We start from the raw sequence: 18,392 nt of genomic DNA, 5'->3' as shown, positions 1-18,392 counted from the left end.
TATGACGGATAATATCAAAAGTATAAAATTTAATTTTATAATGAATTTTATACTCACGGTGTCTAACTTTCTTTTTCCTCTAATTACATTCCCTTATGTATCAAGAGTTTTATTACCCGAAGGCACAGGAAAAGTAGCTTTTGCTCTCTCTATTGTAAGCTATTTTACTCTTTTTGCATCTTTTGGTGTAGCGACTTATGGAATAAGAGCTATAGCACAAGTGAGAGATGATAAAGAGCGTTTATCTAAAACAATGCATGAGTTATTATTTATTAATATTATCTCAATGATTATTGTTTATATTGCATTGGCTATTGCAATATTAGTTGTACCCAAATTTGCTATGGAGAAAGAGTTATTCTGGGTAACTTCATTATTTATTCTCTTTACGATTATTGGAATAGAATGGCTTTATAAAGGGTTAGAAAAGTATCAATATATTACGATAAGAACAATTATTTTCAAGATTGCATCATTATTTTTAGTTTTTCTCTTTGTCAAAGAAAAAAGTGACTATATTATTTTTGCTTTTATCTCTATTTTTGCTATTGTTGGTTCAGGTGTTCTTAATTTAATCAACTCAAGAAAACTAATAAATTATACATTGTATCCTGAGTATGAGTTTAAGAAACATTTAAAGCCGATGTTTGTATTATTTTTAACTTCAATGGCTATTGCGATCTATACCAGTTTAGATGAAGGATTGCTAGGCTTGCTTAGTGCGCCAGAACAGGTAGGGTATTATAATGCAGCAGTAAGAGTAAAAGGTATTTTGTTTACTTTAATAACTTCATTAGGTGTTGTGTTATTGCCTCGCTTATCCTATTACGTTGAAAACCATATGGAAACAGAATTTCATGAGGCTTTAGCAAAGTCAACTAATTTTATCATTGTTATTGCAGCATCTGTTGTTATCTTTTTTACTTTATTCGCTAAAGAAACCATTTTAATTCTTGCTGGTGAAAATTATGTGGCATCTATTATTCCGTTACAAATTGTTGTTTGGGCGTTAATACTGAGTGCGATTACAAATATTTTAGGTATTCAGATACTTTTACCATTAAAAAAAGATAAACAATTGCTTTTTTCTGTTTTATGTGCTGCGACGGTAGATGTTATTGCAAATTTTCTTTTGGTTCCTAAATTAGCAGCAGTTGGTACAGCATTATCTGTAATTGCTGCGGAGCTTTCAGTACTCATTGTACAGATAATAATTTTACGTCAATATATAAAAGTCCTATTTTCTGGGTTACAGTTGCATAAGATTATTATCGCCTTACTCATTGCGATAGCTTGTGCTTTATTTGTGAAAGATGTTATTGTAAATACCTCTACTTTAATTATCTTTTTATGCTCAAGCTCGGTCTTCTTCCTAGCTTATTTCATTATTCTACTTCTATTAAAAGAAAAATTTACTATGTATGTCTATCATACGATATACACAAAATTTATTGCTTATAAAAGATAACTACATTGGAGAACAAAAATGTCATATGACTATCTGATTGTTGGTGCTGGATTATTCGGCTCAATTTTTGCTCATGAAGCGACTAAGCGTGGAAAAAAATGTTTAGTGATTGAAAAACGTGATCATATTGGTGGAAACTGTTATACCCAAAATGTGGAAGGGATTAACGTTCATAAATATGGTGCACATATTTTCCATACAAGTAATAAAACGGTATGGAACTATATCCAACAATTTGCTGAATTTAACCGTTTTACTAATTCTCCTGTCGCTCGCTATAAAGATGAATTATATAGCTTGCCATTTAATATGCTAACATTCAATAAAATGTGGGGTGTGATTACACCACAAGAAGCTGAAGCGAAAATTAAAGAACAGATTGCAAAAGAAAATATTACAGAACCTCAAAACCTTGAAGAACAAGCAATTTCTTTAGTTGGGCGTGATATTTATGAAAAGTTAATTAAAGGCTATACAGAAAAACAATGGGGTCGAAAATGTACCGAACTTCCTGCTTTTATTATTAAACGTTTACCTGTTCGCTATACTTATGATAATAACTATTTCTATGATACTTACCAAGGCATTCCAATCGGTGGTTATACAGGTATTTTTGAAAGAATGCTTGATGGCATTGAAGTGAAGCTTAATGTTGATTTCTTTGCTGAACGTGAGTATTATGAAAATCTTGCAGAAAAAATAGTCTTTACTGGTATGATTGATGAATATTTTGGTTATCAATTTGGGAAATTAGAATATCGTAGTTTACGTTTTGATAATGAGGTATTAGATATGCCTAATTATCAAGGTAACGCAGTAGTTAATTATACTGAAGCGGAAGTACCTTATACTCGTATTATTGAACATAAACATTTTGAATATGGCACTCAGCCTAAAACAGTAATTACTCGTGAACATTCAAAAGAGTATGAAGAGGGTGATGAGCCTTATTACCCAATTAATGACCAACGTAATAATGAGTTATATGCTCAATATAAAACATTAGCCGATAACACACCAAATGTGATTTTTGGTGGTAGATTGGCCCAGTATAAATATTTTGATATGCATAATATTATTGCTGAAGCCTTAGAATGTATAAATAGTCATTTCAAATAGAATAAGTATAGAGGGTTAGCTTTGAATAAGTTCATATCAACGATCACTTTAATGCTATTTGATGTGGTGGCTATATTTTTAGCAATCGCGCTAGCTGTGACACTAAGACAGATATTAAATATCTTCTTTGATTTGCCAGTTATTGGATATAGTTATCTCTCATTTGGAAGTGTTTATATTACCCTTATTTTTATTTTATTTTATTTTGGCGTTTATACGAAACGTTTTGACTTTTGGCACGAGGCTAGAATAGTTGTGCGTTCTAGCTTCTTATCTTTTGTTATTGTATTAGCAGGGTTGGTTTTAGGGCAGAATGCAGAATATTACTCTAGAAGTACGCTGATTCTAATATTCTCGTTAAGTGTGATTACTATACCATTACTGAAGATATTTGCTAAGAAGGTTTTATTTCTATTAGGCTTTTGGAAGAAAACGGCAAAAGTGATCTCAAATAATCATGATTTTGAGTCTGTATTGTTTGATAATTATTACTTAGGTTATGTAAAGTCATCGGATTCTAAACACTCGACACTTTTCATCGATAGTATGAATTTGACGAAAGATAAACTTGATAGGATTATTGAGGAAAATATAAAAAATAGCAGAGAAATTATATTTACACCAGTGCTTAATGGGTATGACTTCTCGCAATCTCATATTTATAATGTGTTTAGTTCGCGTACAAATGTATTTATTTTGGAAAATAAACTATTAAGCAAGATAAACAAGTTTATCAAGTTAATGCTTGATTATCTACTGGTGGTGTTTTCATTCTTTTTATGGGGGCCAGTGCTTCTGATAATTGCTTTTTGGTTGAAGCTTGAAGACCCTAAAGGTGATATTTTATTTAAGCAAAGACGTTTAGGACTAAATGGTAAAGAATTCTTTTGCTATAAATTTAGGTCAATGTATTCAGATCAATCTTTTATGCCTGCATGGTTGGAAAAGCACCCTGAGGAAAAAGCATATTATGATCTTTATCACAAGTATATGAATGATCCTAGAATTACTAGAGTCGGGGCTTTTTTAAGAAAAACATCACTTGATGAGCTTCCTCAATTAATAAATGTTTTGCGTGGAGAGATGAGCCTGATTGGACCTCGACCCTATATGGTCATTGAAAAAAATGATATTGGAAAAAGGGCTCCTTTAGTATTGGCAGTTAAGCCAGGCATTACTGGACTGTGGCAAGTTAGTGGTCGTAGTGATGTACATTTTAATGAGCGTGTTGAAATGGATGTTTGGTATATGAAAAATTGGTCTTTATGGAATGATATTATTATTTTAGTTAAGACTTTCCAAACGGTTATTAAGAGAGATGGGGCATGCTAAGCTCTCTTAAGGAATTATTATGCAAGCAGTATTGATTTTAGCTCATAAAAATCTTGATCAAGTTATTTCATTAGTAAAAATATTAAGAACTTGCTTTGAAGTGTATATACATATAGATAAAAAATGTCATATTAGTAATTTACATAAAGAAGCTTTTGAAAAACTATCGGTGAAATTTTATTCAAAAATAGATGTTCAATGGGGGGGCTGGAGTATTGGCGAAACTACCTATTTCTTAATAAAAGAAGCATTAAAAAATAATAATATTAAATATATGCATATCATTTCAGGTGAAGACTGGATTATAAGATCACCAAAAGATATTTATGACTTTTATGACGAAAATAATGAAGTTTATTTGCAGTCTGAACCAGCTAAAGGCATTATAAAATCTGGTGAAAAAGTAGAGAACTGGACAAAATTTTATTTTAATTATGATAAATCAATAATCAAAAGAAGAACAATCTTAGGAAAAATATTGCATAGATGTCTATATTGGAGTCAGTTTTTATTAAAAATTAATAAATTAGAAAAGTCAAATATAAAAGATGAAATTTATCATGGGGCAGTATGGTGTGATTTACCTAGAGATGCTGCAGAATATTTAATCCATACTTTCGATAATAATCTAATATATAAGAAAATATTCTCAACAAGTTTTTGCCCAGATGAAACATGGATGCAAACATTGTTAGAAAATTCCTCATTTAAAAATAGAATTAATAATAACTTTCACCGTTATATAAACTGGAATGTAAAATATAATGCATACCCTGCAATTCTAGATGAATCAGATTTAGATAAAATTAAAAATGGAGATGCTCAATTTATGAGAAAAATTGATCTTTCTATCTCTAAAGAACTATTAAAAAAATTAGATGTTTTACCCGAGTAATAAAGAACTGTTAAAAAATTAGATGTTTTACCCGAGTAAGTAAGAATGAAAAGATATTTATCAGTTTTAAGTGTTATATCTTGTTTTGGTGTTATTTTAATGCACTCAAATACATTATTTTGGACTTTTTCAGATAGTCCTGCCTGGTTTGTTGCTAACTTAACAGGACATATGTTAAATTTTGCTGTTCCTATCTTTTTTATGATTTCTGGGGTAAATTTACTAGATTATCGTTCAAGATATACAACAAAAGAATACTTTATTAAACGAATTAGAAAAACATTTTTACCATTCTTAATATGGTCTACACTAGGTGTAGTTTATGGGATGGTAATATATAATCATGAATTTGGCACTATTTCTCAATTTATCTACAATATTTTTTCAACGCGTGTCGTTGAATATTATTGGTTTTTCATTCCATTATTTATGATTTACCTATCAATTCCTATTTTTAGTTATATTACTGAAAAGGCCATTCTTTTATACACAATCTTGTTCATCTTTATTTTTGTTGTTCTACTTCCCTTTTTATTTAACATATCCAGTACTGACCAAATTGGAAATCTAACTTTTCCTATTACTGGATGGATTATATACCCATTACTAGGATATTATATTTCACATAATGAAATACCTAAAGTATATCGTTTAATCATTTACACATTAGGTGTTATAGGATGGTTTATGTTAGTTTTAGGAACTTATTTATTATCCATAAGAGCTGGTCATTTAGTTCAAGATTTCATGGGATACCTTAATATACCTAATGTTGCAATAAGTGCTGCTATTCTATTATTTCTTAAAGAAGCAGATAAATTTGATAAATTTACTTCTCTATTTAAAATATGTGGCATTATATCTAAATATACATTTGGTATTTATCTAACGCATTGGTTTGTTATCAAAGCAATTTATGATACCAAATTTATTCCTACAGATAATGTTTATTTTATTACTGTAGGTGCTGTTTGTGTCTTTTCTGTATGTTTATTGTTAACTTGGCTTATTAAGCATATTCCATATATAAAAAAACTTATTCCTGATTAATTATTTTTATTATTAGTGTAATTTTTAAGATTAAGAGAATATAATGCAAAACAAAAAATAAGAATATTATATCTAGATATTCTTAATATACTAGTTTGTTTTGCAGTAATAATGTTAGATCATAATGGTATTGTGCATAATTATGATATTCATACATCTACATGGAAACAAGCTTTAGCGTTTGAGGTTCTCTTTTATTGGGCAGTTCCTGTTTTCTTTATGCTTACAGGTGCGGCACTATAGAGAAAAATATAGTACAGTTGAATTCTTCAAAAAGAGAGTCGCTAAAACATTCTTTCCTTTCATATTTTTTAGCTTATTGTTGTCTATTTATTTTTATCTTTTAGGACAATTTAATATAACTGGCATGAAAGACTGGATTAGTCCTGTTTTTATAACAAGGATTCCAGAAGGTTGGGCATATTAGTTCTTTATACCTCTCTTTGCTTTATATACGTTGATTCCGGTTCTTTCGCACTTGAAAGATAATAAGAGTATTTTACTCTATATAATCATTGCTATTTTTATCACGCACTCTTGTCTTCCTATGTTATTTCAAATTATAGGGATTCAATATAATTGGGATATATCCTTTCCTATGAATGGATATGTGATGTTTCTCTTAATTGGCTTCTTGCTATCTGAAATACATTTATCTAAACGAGTTAGAATTACTTTTTATATATTAGGCATCTTAGGTGCCATTATAAGATATTGTGGTACAGTTTATTATTCGACTATAAATAATAATTTAGATAGAATATTATTTAGTTATACGCAATTTCATTCTGTGTTCTTAGCAGTTTCTATTTTTATTCTTATTAAAGAAATTTCTGTTTATGTAGAAAATGGAGAAATTATACGTATAGTAAAAGCACTTTCTTCTTGTAGCTTTGGTATATATCTAATACATGTGTTTATGATGTATAAGGTAGAATTACCTATTTTAGGTATAGAGGCAGATAATGTTTATTGGACATTCTTTGGTGCTTTTCTTACATATTTTGCATGTTTTTCTATTGTGTTCTTAATTAAGTCTAGAATCTGTGGAGGGGATAATCCCCTCTCATTATTAGATTAAATACTATTTTTTCTTTTTATTATAATGTTTTAGTTGATTGTTTTTATTCTATCAATATCATTTATACTTACCTCTGTTTCAAACTGATCCTCTATTAATATGCAAAAAATCGTAATCACAGGCGGTGCAGGCTTTATTGGTTCTGCGGTAGTTCGCCATATTATTGAAAACACTCAAGACAGCGTAGTTAACGTAGATAAATTAACCTATGCAGGGAATTTAGAATCTCTCGAATCCGTGGAAAATAACCCACGCTATGCCTTTGAACAAGTGGATATTTGTGATGCAAAAGCACTTGCTCGTGTCTTTGAACAACACCAGCCCGATGCAGTCATGCACTTAGCGGCAGAAAGCCACGTTGACCGTTCTATTGATGGATCTGCAGCGTTTATTGAGACTAATATAGTTGGTACTTACACCTTATTAGAAACAGCTCGTGCCTATTGGAATGGTTTAAGTGATGAGAAAAAAGCGGCATTCCGTTTCCACCATATTTCTACAGATGAAGTGTATGGGGATTTATCCCTTTCTGCTCCCGCCTTTACTGAATATTCTCCTTATCATCCGAGTAGTCCTTATTCTGCCTCAAAAGCAGCAAGTGATCATTTGGTACAGGCTTGGCATCGTACTTATGGTTTGCCGGTGATTATCACAAACAGTTCCAATAACTATGGAGCTTATCAACATGCTGAAAAACTCATTCCTTTAATGATTTCAAATGCGATAGAGGGAAAGTCTTTGCCAATTTATGGTGATGGGCAGCAAATTCGTGATTGGTTATTTGTGGAAGATCATGTTCAAGCTTTATATTTAGTTTTAACAAAAGGTCGAGTCGGAGAAAACTATAATATCGGTGGAAATTGTGAAAAAACAAACCTTGAAGTGGTTAAAACAATTTGCCAATTACTCGAAGAACTTGCGCCAAATAAGCCTAATCATATTAAGTATTACGAAGATTTAATTACTTTTGTAAAAGACCGACCTGGTCACGATGTGCGATATTCATTGGATTGTTCTAAAATTCATGCAGAATTAGGTTGGCAACCACAAATAACCTTTGAACAAGGACTTCGTCAGACGGTAAAATGGCACCTAGAGAATAATAGATAAATAAAGGAGAAAAACCACATGCAAATTACATTATCAACGGCTCCCGCTTCGGAGAGTTGGGGCAAAAATGCCATTTTAAGTTTTAATCAAGATCAAGCCGTTATTCATCTTAAAGATGATGAAAAATCTAACCTTGTTTTAGTTCAAAAAGCTGCACGTAAGTTACGTGGACAAGGCATTAAAGATGTTGAACTTGTGGGGGATGCATGGGAGTTAGAAAATTGCTGGGCATTTTATCAAGGTTTTTACTCGGCGAAGCAGGATTATTCGATTGAATTTCCTCATTTAGATGATGAGCCACAAGATGAATTATTAGCGCGTATTGAATGCGGCGATTTTGTGCGTGGAATTATTAATGAACCAGCCGAAACACTCACGCCAGTTAAATTAGCCGAACGCGCGGCTGAGTTTATTTCTAAACAAGCCGAAAATTATGCCGATAAAAGTGCGGTCAGTTTTCAGATCATTTCTGGGGAAGCGTTAAAAGAGCAAGGTTACCACGGGATCTTTACTGTGGGCCGTGGTTCTATTAATCCGCCCGCTATGTTGCAATTAGATTTTAATCCGACTAATGACCCAAATGCGCCTGTATTAGCGTGCTTGGTTGGTAAAGGTATTACTTTTGATAGTGGTGGTTATAGCATCAAGCCAAGTGATGGCATGAGCACCATGCGTACCGATATGGGTGGCGCTGGGTTATTAACGGGGGCATTAGGATTTGCGATTGCGCACGGTTTAAATCAACGAGTAAAACTCTATCTATGCTGTGCGGAAAACTTGGTGAGCGGTAATGCGTTTAAATTGGGTGATATCATCACGTATAAAAATGGTGTAACCGCTGAAATTCTAAATACTGATGCGGAAGGCCGTTTAGTATTGGCGGATGGCTTAATTGAAGCCGATAGTCAAAATCCACAATTTATTGTCGATTGTGCAACCTTAACCGGTGCAGCGAAAGTGGCAGTCGGTAATGATTACCACAGCGTGCTTTCTATGGATGATGCGTTGGTAAATAGCCTATTTCAAGCTGCCAAAGAAGAAAATGAACCGTTCTGGCGTTTACCTTTCGAAGAATTTCATCGTAGCCAAATTACCTCTTCTTTTGCGGATATTGCAAATACAGGTACAGCGCCGGTTGTCGCGGGCGCAAGTACTGCAACGGCATTTTTATCGTATTTTGTGAAAAATTATCAACAACGTTGGTTACATATTGATTGTTCGGCCACTTATCGTAAATCAGGTAGTGATTTATGGGCGGTTGGCGCAACCGGAATTGGTGTGAAAACTTTAGCAAATTTATTAGTAACTAAAGCAAGTTAAGTAGGATTTTATGGTAGAACGTACTTTTTCAATTATTAAACCTGATGCAGTAAAGCGTCATTTAATTGGTGCTATTTTAGGGCGTTTTGAAGCACAGGGATTCCGTGTCGTTGCGCTTAAAATGGTGCAGTTAACCAAAGAACAAGCGGAAGGTTTCTATGCGGAACACCAAGGTAAACCATTTTTTGAACCGTTGGTGGAGTATATGCTCTCTGGCCCGATAGTGGTTTCTGTATTGGAAAAAGAAAATGCCGTAAAAGATTACCGCACTTTAATCGGGGCAACGAATCCGGCTGAGGCGGCAGAAGGCACTATCCGCAAAGACTTCGCGTTAAGCCAGCGAGAAAACTCTGTTCATGGTTCTGATAGCGTTGAAAGCGCAAAACGAGAAATTGCTTATTTCTTCGTAGATTCAGAAATCCAGCCATAATTCATTTCTATAAAAAGCACTTAGTGAATCGCTAAGTGCTTTTATTTTTATTGCTTTTCAATTTTTGAGATAGTCTTTTTTATTGGATTAATTTCAGCTCGAATGTGAAAGGCTTTCGCTAAATTCTCCGCATTTAACACGGCTTGCGTTTCACCTACAGCTAACAGTTTTCCTTTATCTAATAGAACAATTTCATCACAAAATTGATAAGCCAATGAAAGGTGATGAATGGCAACAACACACGTATGTTGCGGTGTGAGTGATTGAAGCTGTTCCATCATATCAATTTGATAATAAGGGTCGAGTGGCGCAATCGGCTCATCAACCAATAAAACAGGGGATTCTTTAATACAGCAACGAGCGAGTTGTACACGTGCTTTCTCGCCACCTGAAAGTTGTTGAAATGGCTTATCGAGTAAATGCGTTACCGCAAATTTTTCTGAAAACGCTTGAATTTTTGACCGCTCTTTTTCTTTTGGTAAGGTCGCAGCTAAACCTAATGCAATCACATCATAAACGGATAAATCCCAATGAATTTGCGTATTTTGTGCAAGATAAGCAATGTATTGGCTTTTTTCGGGAGCATTCATTTTGCTTAATGGTTGATTATCGAACCAAACCTCCCCTTGTTTGAGGGGTAAGATACCCGCAATGGTTTTCAATAAGGTAGATTTTCCCGCACCATTGGCGCCCATAATGCCAATCAATTTACCTGATGGAAGCGTGCAGTTGATGTCATTTAAGCAATAGGATTGGGTGAGTTTTTCAATTCTAATCATAGATTTTTCTCTGTTGCGTTAATAACATCCAAATCAAGCAAGGGGCACCGATAAGTGCGGTCAATGTCCCGATGTAAATATGTGAGAACAACGGGATATATAAAATGGCTAAATCGGCCAGTAACAGCAATAATGCCCCGATTAATGCACTGGTGAGGTAAAGCTGTGATGGGCGAGCTTTCAGTAAGATACGGGCAAAGTGTGGCGCGATTAAGCCGATAAAACCGATGGTGCCGGTTTGTGGAATGGTTGCCCCCACTAATAAAGCCACACCAAAGGTGCTGATGAAAAAGCTACGTTTTGGATCAACCCCCATGGTGCTCGCAGTTTCTTCACCAAAGGTGAGTAAATCTAAGTATCGACGAGTGTGGTATAAGCAGAAAACCCCTGCCAGAACAATCGGGAGTGAAATAAGCAGGGTATCTAATTTTGCCCACATCAACGAGCCTTGTAACCAACGATAAAGTTCAGCTAATGCCCATGGGCTTTCCGCGTTGGAGAGCAATAATGCGATTGCTGACCCAAGCAACATATTGACTGCTAAACCGCTTAGAATCATCATCGTGGTGCCGTAGTTTTTAGCGATCAAATACACGATGAAAAAGCTTAAAAGCGCACCAATTACACCTCCAGCTAAGAGTAATGAAAATGGTACGGCAAAATAATAAAGGATAAATACACTAGCTGCTGTTGCGCCAGCGCTACTGCCGAGTAAGCCCGGGCTCGCCAATGGATTTTGGAAAATGCCTTGCATCGCATTGCCCGCTATTGCTAGGCTAGCGCCTGTCAATAAAGCTAAACCAATGCGTGGAAAACGAATATCCCACAGTACCATCGAGCGCATGTCAGTGAGAATGCCATCCGCATTTTTGAGATGGGCAAAGTCGCCTAGTTGATGATAAATCGCAAAGCCGCTAATCAACAGCAACGTGAAGAAAAGTGCGGTATTTAATTTTAGTGTTTTGGTCAATGATCAATTTCCTATGTAATCCAAATATCATTTGTTAATTTGATTTTGTCAAATCTCCCCTAACCCCTCTTTGCTAAAGAGGGTGATTATAGTGTAGGGACTTATAATTCTGATGGTTTATTCTAATCATTTATACATAAAGATATATAAATATGTCATCTAGAGTTAATTTAATAATGGAATTCCCCCCATTTAGCAAAGAGGGATTAGGGGAGATTTGTCAGCTACATTATTTTAATTGTTGATAAATCTTCTCTGCCCCTTGCCACACGCCATGATCGAAGCAATAAGTATATTTCATAGGGATGCTGACAAGCGGTTGGTTTTTGAAAAAATCTTGCAACATAGGGTGTTGTAGCAATTCGGCTTGTGCATTGTAACCTCGTTTGTCAGTCAGTGAAATGAGCACATTCGGTTGGCTTAAAATCACTTTTTCTAACGAGAAATTTTGTGCGGTAAGTGGCGTTTTTAACGGGGTTAATCCGAGTAAACTTAACAGCACGGGATATTGCGGATAATAACTTTCTACCACACCAGTTTCTGACAAAATCAGTGTATCAGTAAGCGGTCGATTTAAGTGAAAGTTTTGCGATTTGAGTTTTGTTACTAAATCAGCCGCTTTTTGCTCATTACCCAGTTGTTTGCCTAAGTCTAGAATCAACGTAAATAATTCATCTGGCGTTTGTGGGCTGTCGTTAATGGGAATAATCTTCACATTGAGTTTTTTCAGCTCTGCGACTAATTGTGGATAAAAGGTTTCGTTAATCAGAATCGTTTTATCCAAATAGGGCAATAATTCCGTTAATTGCGGTTCTAGCACAGGTTTATCGGTATTGATTTTGTCTAACATCATCAACGGTTTTTTCGAATAAGGCGATTGAGCAGCAATTTGCGAAGGCTCAGCCAGTTCGATAAGCAGTCGGTCACTGCAAAGCGTAAGCGAGACAAATTGTTCCGAAGCCTGAGCGGTAAACGGAAGGAAAAGTGCGGTTAAAATTAAGCGAGTTTTTTGCATATAGATAATGATACGCTACGCCATCAATAATGTAAAAAAGGCGTGCTAAGCACGCCCTTGTTAGTGGGTAATAATTAGAACGATCCTTTCAACCCAACGTAAACATTACGTCCTTCTTGGCCATAGCCCAGTACGTTTTCGTATTTTTTATTGAATACGTTGTTAAGGTTTGCGTAAATCGTCAAGCTATCGGCCACTTTATAGTTCACGCCTAAGTTTGCCAAGGTGTAAGATGGCAATTTCACTTTATGCGTGCTGTAAGTTGGTGAATAGTAGGTGTCCATGCGTTTGCCTGTGTAAGATACATTTACATCTGTACCCAATTTTTCAGTGATTTGGTATGCTAAGCCTGCGTTCGCTAAATGTTTTGGACGACGTGCTAATTCAGCGCCTTTGCTGTCTCGGGTTTGAGTATAGGTGTAGTTTGCATAAGCGGTTAATGCATCGGTGATTTTACCGTTGTAAGCCACTTCAACACCTTTCACTTTGCTTTTACCTTCAAGGTTTACTGCACGGCTTGCATAAGTGGTAAAGTTGATTACTTCGCTGCTAATCGCGTTTTTCACGTTGCGAGCGAAATAAGTCACATCAAAGCTGTGACGACCATCATTGGTTTCAAATAAGAAACCAACATCGCCACCTAAACTTTTCTCTGGTTGTAAATTCGGGTTGCCGATATAGCGCGCGTTGTAACCGTAGTATTCAGTGATCGTCGGGTTTTGAATCGCTGAACCGAAACTTGCGTGTGCTTTCACGTTATTGTGTAAACGGTAAGCGCCTGCGATACGGCCAGTCCATGAATTTTCGTATTCAGAGCTATCAGTGTAACGACCACTAATATTTAAACTATGATCTGCATCGTGCAATAAGCGATATTCTGCCGCTAAGCTTTTCTCAACAAGTTTTTTATTGCCAGCATTGTTGAAATAAGATGAGTTGAAATCTGTTTTTTGATAGTCAGTTAAGAAGCTTAAACCTTGCGTGAGAGTGCCTTCACGATCGAAATTGACGTCTAATTGATAGTTTGCGTTGAGTTTTTTCGCATCATAAGCCGATGTGTAGCCAACGGTATCGCTGTCAGTTTTGATATGGCTTACACCAACCTTGTGTTTAAGTAATTCATCATCATTACCTAAGAAGCCACTTAATTTGAATAAGGTTTCACGTGTGCGAGTGTAGTGGCCTTTTTCATCCGTTGCGCTGTTATCAAAGTTTGCAGTTTGGCTGCTGTGAGAGGTTAAGAAATCAAAACCTTTTTGGTTATCGTCATAGCCAAAACGAAGAGAGGCGTTATCACGGTGGAATTTATCGCGTTCGCTTGAACCACCAGTACTTACCGCTGTGCCATCTTGCGCAGTGTAGTTAAAGCGGTTTTTGCTGAGTGCTGAAATGCCTTTGGTGTGGTGACTGTCGCCATGTAAAGCATAATAGAAATTGTTGTTTGTGCCTGAAAGGGTTAATGAACCATCCACTGTTCGATTCGAGCCTGTGCCAAAATCGTAATCAACGTTGAAGGTTTTGCCTTTTTCTAAGCCTTTTTTCGTGGTGATATAAATCACACCACCCATCGCATCACTTCCCCAAAGAGCTGATTGCTCCCCGCGCAATACTTCGATGCGGTCAATATTGCTTAATGCTAAGCCACCGAAATCAAAGCCATAACCAGAAACTGGGTTCACTTTCACGCCATCAATAATCACTGCAGTGTGGTTTGCATCCGCACCACGTAAGAATACATTAGTTAATGTGCCACGACCGCCTGAAGTACTTACGGCTAAACTCGGTACCGTTTTCAATACGTCACTGACATAAGTCGCACCACGTTGTGCAAAATCTTTTTCAGTTAAAACAGTAACAGATGAGGCGGTTTGATGAAGGCTAGTTGGCGTGGCTGATGCAGAATAGACGTTAATCACATCTAATTTTGTCACGTCTTCAGCCGCCGCTAATGCTGGAATTGCTAATAAAATCGCTGAAGTAATCATATTTTTTTTCATTGTAGAATCCTTAGGATAAAAGTCTGTATAAAAGCGCCAGCAGTTTACACATTTGAGGCTTGGCAAGCAAACCTATCATGATGAAAATAACTCATCATGAAAATGAATGAAATTTAAGAGAAATAAAAAATTTAAGGATTTTTCTGACCGCACTTTTTCGCCTTTATCCGCCTTATAGTTTCAAGTATAATGCCTGTATTTTTCATCACATTGTTATTAAAAAAATTATGAGTACAAAATTCAACGTAAAAACATTCCAAGGCATGATTTTAGCCTTGCAAGAATATTGGGCAAATCAAGGTTGTACCGTTGTGCAACCTTTTGATATGGAAGTGGGCGCAGGAACCTCTCACCCAATGACTGCATTACGCGCATTAGGCCCTGAGCCGATGGCATTTGCTTATGTGCAACCTTCACGTCGTCCGACAGATGGTCGTTATGGCGAAAACCCAAACCGCTTACAACATTACTACCAATTCCAAGTGGTGATTAAACCGTCTCCAGATAATATTCAAGAACTCTATTTAGGTTCCCTTGAAATGCTCGGTTTTGATCCAACACAAAACGACATTCGTTTCGTAGAAGATAACTGGGAAAACCCAACCTTAGGTGCTTGGGGTTTAGGCTGGGAAGTGTGGTTAAACGGTATGGAAGTCACTCAATTTACCTATTTCCAACAAGTGGGTGGCTTAGAATGTAAACCCGTAACAGGTGAAGTGACCTACGGTTTAGAGCGTTTAGCCATGTACATTCAAGGCGTAGATTCTGTGTATGACTTAGTTTGGTCTGACGGCCCGCTTGGCAAAACCACTTACGGTGATGTGTTCCATCAAAACGAAGTTGAACAATCCACGTACAACTTTGAATATGCGGATACCGATTTCTTATTCTACTGCTTTGATCAATACGAAAAAGAAGCGAAAAGTTTATTAGAATTAGAACGTCCGTTACCATTACCGGCTTATGAGCGCATTTTGAAAGCAGCACACAGCTTTAACTTATTAGATGCACGTAAAGCAATTTCGGTAACAGAACGTCAACGCTATATTTTACGCATTCGTGCATTAACTAAAGGCGTGGCGGAAGCGTACTATGCGAGCCGTGAAGCCCTAGGTTTCCCTGGTTGTAAAAAATAAGGCAAAAAACGACCGCACTTTAAGCATTAACCCAACGATATAAGGAGAAAATGATGAAAGATTTTCAATACCCAGACGATATCTACACGGAACCAGAAATTGATCCTAATACGCTTGCGAATTTAGGCCCATTGGCTAGATTAGCGGGTGTTTGGGAAGGTAAGCGTGGTGTGGATATCAACCCGAAAGCAGAAGGACCAGAAAAAGATCCTTATATCGAACGTTACGAAGCTCATCCAACTGATGGTCAACCCAATGGTCCGCAACTCTATTATGGATTACGTTATCACACTCATATTGTTGAGCCAGACGAAGTGGAAACCTTCCACGATCAAGTGGGCTATTGGTTATGGGAACCTGAAACAGGCAATATTTTATTAACTGGTAGCATTCCACGCGGCCAAACGTTTATTGCTGTCGGTAATGCACCGGCTGATGCGAAAGAGTTTACGGTAAAAGCAGTACGCGGTTCACTAACAAACGGTATTATTTCGAATCCGTTCTTGGAGCGTTCATTTACCACGGAAAGTTTTGAAATGACGGTGAAATTCCATGATGATGGCACTTGGTCATACGATCAAACCACCATCCTGATTATCCCGAATTATGATGCGCCATTTGAACATCGCGATCGTAACCGCTTAACTAAAATTGGCGAACCGAAATTGAACCCAACTGCGGCAGCAGAACAAGAAGGTGAATAATGAAACCCATTCTTTATTATGCGGCAGATTGCCCAGATACAGCGCCATTTGTCGCAGAGTTAAAACGCTTAGGCGTGAATTATGAGGCGGTGGAAGTATTATCTTCCATTCCAAACTTGAAACAATGGTTGCGTTTGCGTGATCGTCACGCCGCATTTGATGATGCAAAAGCACAAGGCTATGCAGGCTTTCCGGCATTATTGTTAGATGATGATCGTGTTATTTTAGATGAAGCCAAATTAAAAGAGATTTTTTAAAGTAATGAAGAAAGTCAGTTTTTTGCAATTTTTATTTAGAATTGGTGATGACTATTTAATGTTTTTGCGAAATTTAACACCCGCTGTGTTGTTTTTATCACTCGCGTTATTTATGTATTCTGAGCTGAATTGGACACATTGGGCGTGGAGTAATGTGCTAGTGCTGTTTTTAAGTTTGGCTTCAGGATTCATTGCACTCAGTGTAATAGCAATCAATACTGTCGCTTTTGTACACAAGATTCTGAAAACCTTAAGAGCATTAAGCGGAGAGAGTGAACTTGATGAAAATATTGGTACGCTCGCATTATTTAAAATGCTCTGGGTGGAGAGCAACAGTAAACAACTAATCTTTTTTGCGGTAGTCAATATTGTTGCAGTATTTATGGTGTTAGTTTACGGCACCAAATATGCCTTGAATTTTTATAGCTCAATTTCAACATTAAATGATTAAGTCTCGAATATGAAAAAAATAACCCTAAAATTCACCGCACTTTTGCTTGGCTCAGCTTTAGCAAGTAGTGCGTTTGCAACAGAAAATGGTCAAACTTCCTCAAGTTCTGATTATGAATTAGAGAAAGTATTGATTTTCAGCCGACACGGATTGCGTTCACCAGTGGAAAAAGATCCGCAAGAAATGGCGAAATATTCCCCTTATGAATGGGCAAAATGGAATGTACCATCTGGCTATCTCACTGCAAAAGGGACGGTGCTAGAAACCTATTTCGGACAGTATTTAGGTCAATGGCTTGCAGATAAAGGGTTATTAACAACGGAACGTTGTGCATCGGGTGAAGGTATTTTCGCTTATGCAAATGGTGTACAACGCACCATTGCAACAGGGCAAGCGATTGTTTCTGGTGCATTTGCGGGCTGTAATGTTCAACTGCAACATCACGGTAAAATTGGTTTAGAAAAAGATCCGATTTTTAAAACGCAAGCGCATAATCCAAGCAAAGCCTTGATTGAATCTGCAAAAAATAACGTTGATTTAACCGCTTTACAGCAAAAATTAGCGCCAAATTATGCACTATTGAGTGAAATCATTGATTACAAAAACTCACCAAATTGCTTACAAAAAGGCGAGTGTGATTTAGGTGGAAAAGTCGGTGAATACAGTATTAAAGACGGCAAGTCAGTCAAGATTACTGGTTCTATCAGCACCGGAAAGAAAATTGTCAGTGCATTATTACTCGCGCATTATGTGGGCAAGCCTGATTCAGAAATCGCAAACGGCCGTGTGGATAGCCAAGAAAAATGGCGTGCAATTAACGAAATTAAAAACGAATATTACCGCACGTTATTTAAAAATAATGAAGCGTTAGCACAAAATGCATCATACCCGCTATTGGCATTTATTCAGCAACAGCTAAATAGTGAAAACAAAATTAACTTATTGGTTGGACATGATTCTAATATTGTTGCTCTGCTTGCAGCACTAGGTGTTGAACCTTATGAATTAGATGATTCATTGGAAAATATCCCAATCGGTGGCAAGTTACTATTTGAAGTGTGGAAACACAAACCCAGTGGTAAGCTCAAATTTAAGTTGGATTATGTGTATCAAACCACCGATCAGCTGATTAACGTCACGCCACTAAGTTTAGCGACACCACCAAACCAAACGGCATTAACCCTCAAGGGCTGTGAAAAAGATGAACATGGTTTTTGTGATTATGAGCAGTTTCAAAAGGTGTTGAGTGAAGGGATTGAGAACGGTAAGAAATAGCGT

General features: G+C 36.3%; 18 protein-coding genes. 14 read left to right on the top strand and 4 right to left on the bottom strand.

The window, feature by feature from the left end; all coding sequences use genetic code 11:
• Window position 1: 1 nt before the first annotated feature.
• The 9 genes from EL215_RS01250 to ndk all read left to right on the top strand — a co-directional run bounded on the left by EL215_RS01250 (window position 2) and on the right by ndk (window position 9,805).
• On the top strand, window positions 2–1,468 hold the full coding sequence (locus tag EL215_RS01250; protein ID WP_126469674.1) for a flippase: 1,467 nt from the start codon (window positions 2–4) through the stop codon (window positions 1,466–1,468).
• Between the two features lie 18 nt (window positions 1,469–1,486).
• Window positions 1,487–2,587, top strand: a complete 1,101-nt coding sequence (gene glf, locus EL215_RS01245) for a UDP-galactopyranose mutase (protein ID WP_126469672.1) — start codon at window positions 1,487–1,489, stop codon at window positions 2,585–2,587.
• A gap of 51 nt (window positions 2,588–2,638) precedes the next feature.
• Window positions 2,639–3,919 (top strand): sugar transferase, encoded by a 1,281-nt coding sequence (locus EL215_RS01240; protein WP_126469670.1) that lies wholly within the window; start codon window positions 2,639–2,641, stop codon window positions 3,917–3,919.
• A 19-nt stretch (window positions 3,920–3,938) separates the two neighbouring features.
• The gene (locus EL215_RS01235) at window positions 3,939–4,814 is read left to right on the top strand and encodes a beta-1,6-N-acetylglucosaminyltransferase (RefSeq protein ID WP_126469668.1); all 876 of its coding nucleotides are present in this window, start codon (window positions 3,939–3,941) and stop codon (window positions 4,812–4,814) included.
• 45 nt (window positions 4,815–4,859) lie between these two features.
• On the top strand, window positions 4,860–5,864 hold the full coding sequence (locus EL215_RS01230) for an acyltransferase (protein ID WP_126469666.1): 1,005 nt from the start codon (window positions 4,860–4,862) through the stop codon (window positions 5,862–5,864).
• Window positions 5,865–6,321: 457 nt separating this feature from the next.
• Window positions 6,322–6,945 carry an acyltransferase family protein gene (locus EL215_RS10350; protein ID WP_331852639.1) on the top strand — a complete coding sequence of 208 codons (624 nt, stop codon included), beginning with the start codon at window positions 6,322–6,324 and terminating at the stop codon, window positions 6,943–6,945.
• Between the two features lie 99 nt (window positions 6,946–7,044).
• Window positions 7,045–8,055, top strand: coding sequence for a dTDP-glucose 4,6-dehydratase (gene rfbB, locus EL215_RS01220; protein WP_126469664.1), 1,011 nt, complete (start codon window positions 7,045–7,047; stop codon window positions 8,053–8,055).
• A gap of 18 nt (window positions 8,056–8,073) precedes the next feature.
• Window positions 8,074–9,375 (top strand): aminopeptidase PepB, encoded by a 1,302-nt coding sequence (gene pepB, locus EL215_RS01215; protein ID WP_126469662.1) that lies wholly within the window; start codon window positions 8,074–8,076, stop codon window positions 9,373–9,375.
• A gap of 10 nt (window positions 9,376–9,385) precedes the next feature.
• The gene (gene ndk / locus EL215_RS01210) at window positions 9,386–9,805 is read left to right on the top strand and encodes a nucleoside-diphosphate kinase (protein ID WP_126469660.1); all 420 of its coding nucleotides are present in this window, start codon (window positions 9,386–9,388) and stop codon (window positions 9,803–9,805) included.
• Window positions 9,806–9,852: 47 nt separating this feature from the next.
• Here the strand turns inward: ndk and EL215_RS01205 are convergent, their stop codons facing one another.
• The 4 genes from EL215_RS01205 to EL215_RS01190 all read right to left on the bottom strand — a co-directional run bounded on the left by EL215_RS01205 (window position 9,853) and on the right by EL215_RS01190 (window position 14,566).
• Complete coding sequence (locus EL215_RS01205; protein ID WP_126469657.1) at window positions 9,853–10,584, bottom strand: ABC transporter ATP-binding protein; 732 nt, start codon at window positions 10,582–10,584, stop codon at window positions 9,853–9,855.
• Window positions 10,577–11,554, bottom strand: coding sequence for a FecCD family ABC transporter permease (locus EL215_RS01200; protein ID WP_126469655.1), 978 nt, complete (start codon window positions 11,552–11,554; stop codon window positions 10,577–10,579). Before EL215_RS01200 ends, EL215_RS01205 begins: the two co-directional genes overlap by 8 nt.
• A 229-nt stretch (window positions 11,555–11,783) precedes the next feature.
• Window positions 11,784–12,569: a substrate-binding domain-containing protein gene (locus tag EL215_RS01195; RefSeq protein ID WP_126469653.1), complete on the bottom strand. Its 786-nt coding sequence runs from the start codon at window positions 12,567–12,569 to the stop codon at window positions 11,784–11,786.
• 74 nt (window positions 12,570–12,643) lie between these two features.
• Complete coding sequence (locus EL215_RS01190) at window positions 12,644–14,566, bottom strand: TonB-dependent receptor plug domain-containing protein (RefSeq protein WP_126469651.1); 1,923 nt, start codon at window positions 14,564–14,566, stop codon at window positions 12,644–12,646.
• 227 nt (window positions 14,567–14,793) lie between these two features.
• Here EL215_RS01190 and glyQ point away from each other — a divergent pair, with 227 nt between their 5' ends.
• The 5 genes from glyQ to EL215_RS01165 are packed head-to-tail and all read left to right on the top strand — an operon-like array spanning window position 14,794 to window position 18,389.
• The gene (gene glyQ, locus EL215_RS01185) at window positions 14,794–15,702 is read left to right on the top strand and encodes a glycine--tRNA ligase subunit alpha (RefSeq protein ID WP_005695296.1); all 909 of its coding nucleotides are present in this window, start codon (window positions 14,794–14,796) and stop codon (window positions 15,700–15,702) included.
• Window positions 15,703–15,755: 53 nt separating this feature from the next.
• Window positions 15,756–16,406, top strand: a complete 651-nt coding sequence (locus EL215_RS01180; protein WP_049357987.1) for an FABP family protein — start codon at window positions 15,756–15,758, stop codon at window positions 16,404–16,406.
• The gene (locus tag EL215_RS01175) at window positions 16,406–16,663 is read left to right on the top strand and encodes a hypothetical protein (RefSeq protein WP_126469649.1); all 258 of its coding nucleotides are present in this window, start codon (window positions 16,406–16,408) and stop codon (window positions 16,661–16,663) included. Before EL215_RS01180 ends, EL215_RS01175 begins: the two co-directional genes overlap by 1 nt.
• 4 nt (window positions 16,664–16,667) lie before the next feature.
• Window positions 16,668–17,114 carry a hypothetical protein gene (locus EL215_RS01170; RefSeq protein WP_049357989.1) on the top strand — a complete coding sequence of 149 codons (447 nt, stop codon included), beginning with the start codon at window positions 16,668–16,670 and terminating at the stop codon, window positions 17,112–17,114.
• Between the two features lie 9 nt (window positions 17,115–17,123).
• The gene (locus EL215_RS01165; protein ID WP_126469647.1) at window positions 17,124–18,389 is read left to right on the top strand and encodes a histidine-type phosphatase; all 1,266 of its coding nucleotides are present in this window, start codon (window positions 17,124–17,126) and stop codon (window positions 18,387–18,389) included.
• Window positions 18,390–18,392 lie beyond the last annotated feature (3 nt).

Origin of the sequence: Haemophilus parainfluenzae (assembly GCF_900638025.1) — a bacterium.
GTDB classification, from domain to species: domain Bacteria; phylum Pseudomonadota; class Gammaproteobacteria; order Enterobacterales; family Pasteurellaceae; genus Haemophilus_D; species Haemophilus_D parainfluenzae_J.
Note: the sequence above shows the minus strand (reverse complement) of the source record. Positions and strands in the feature narration are given on the sequence as shown.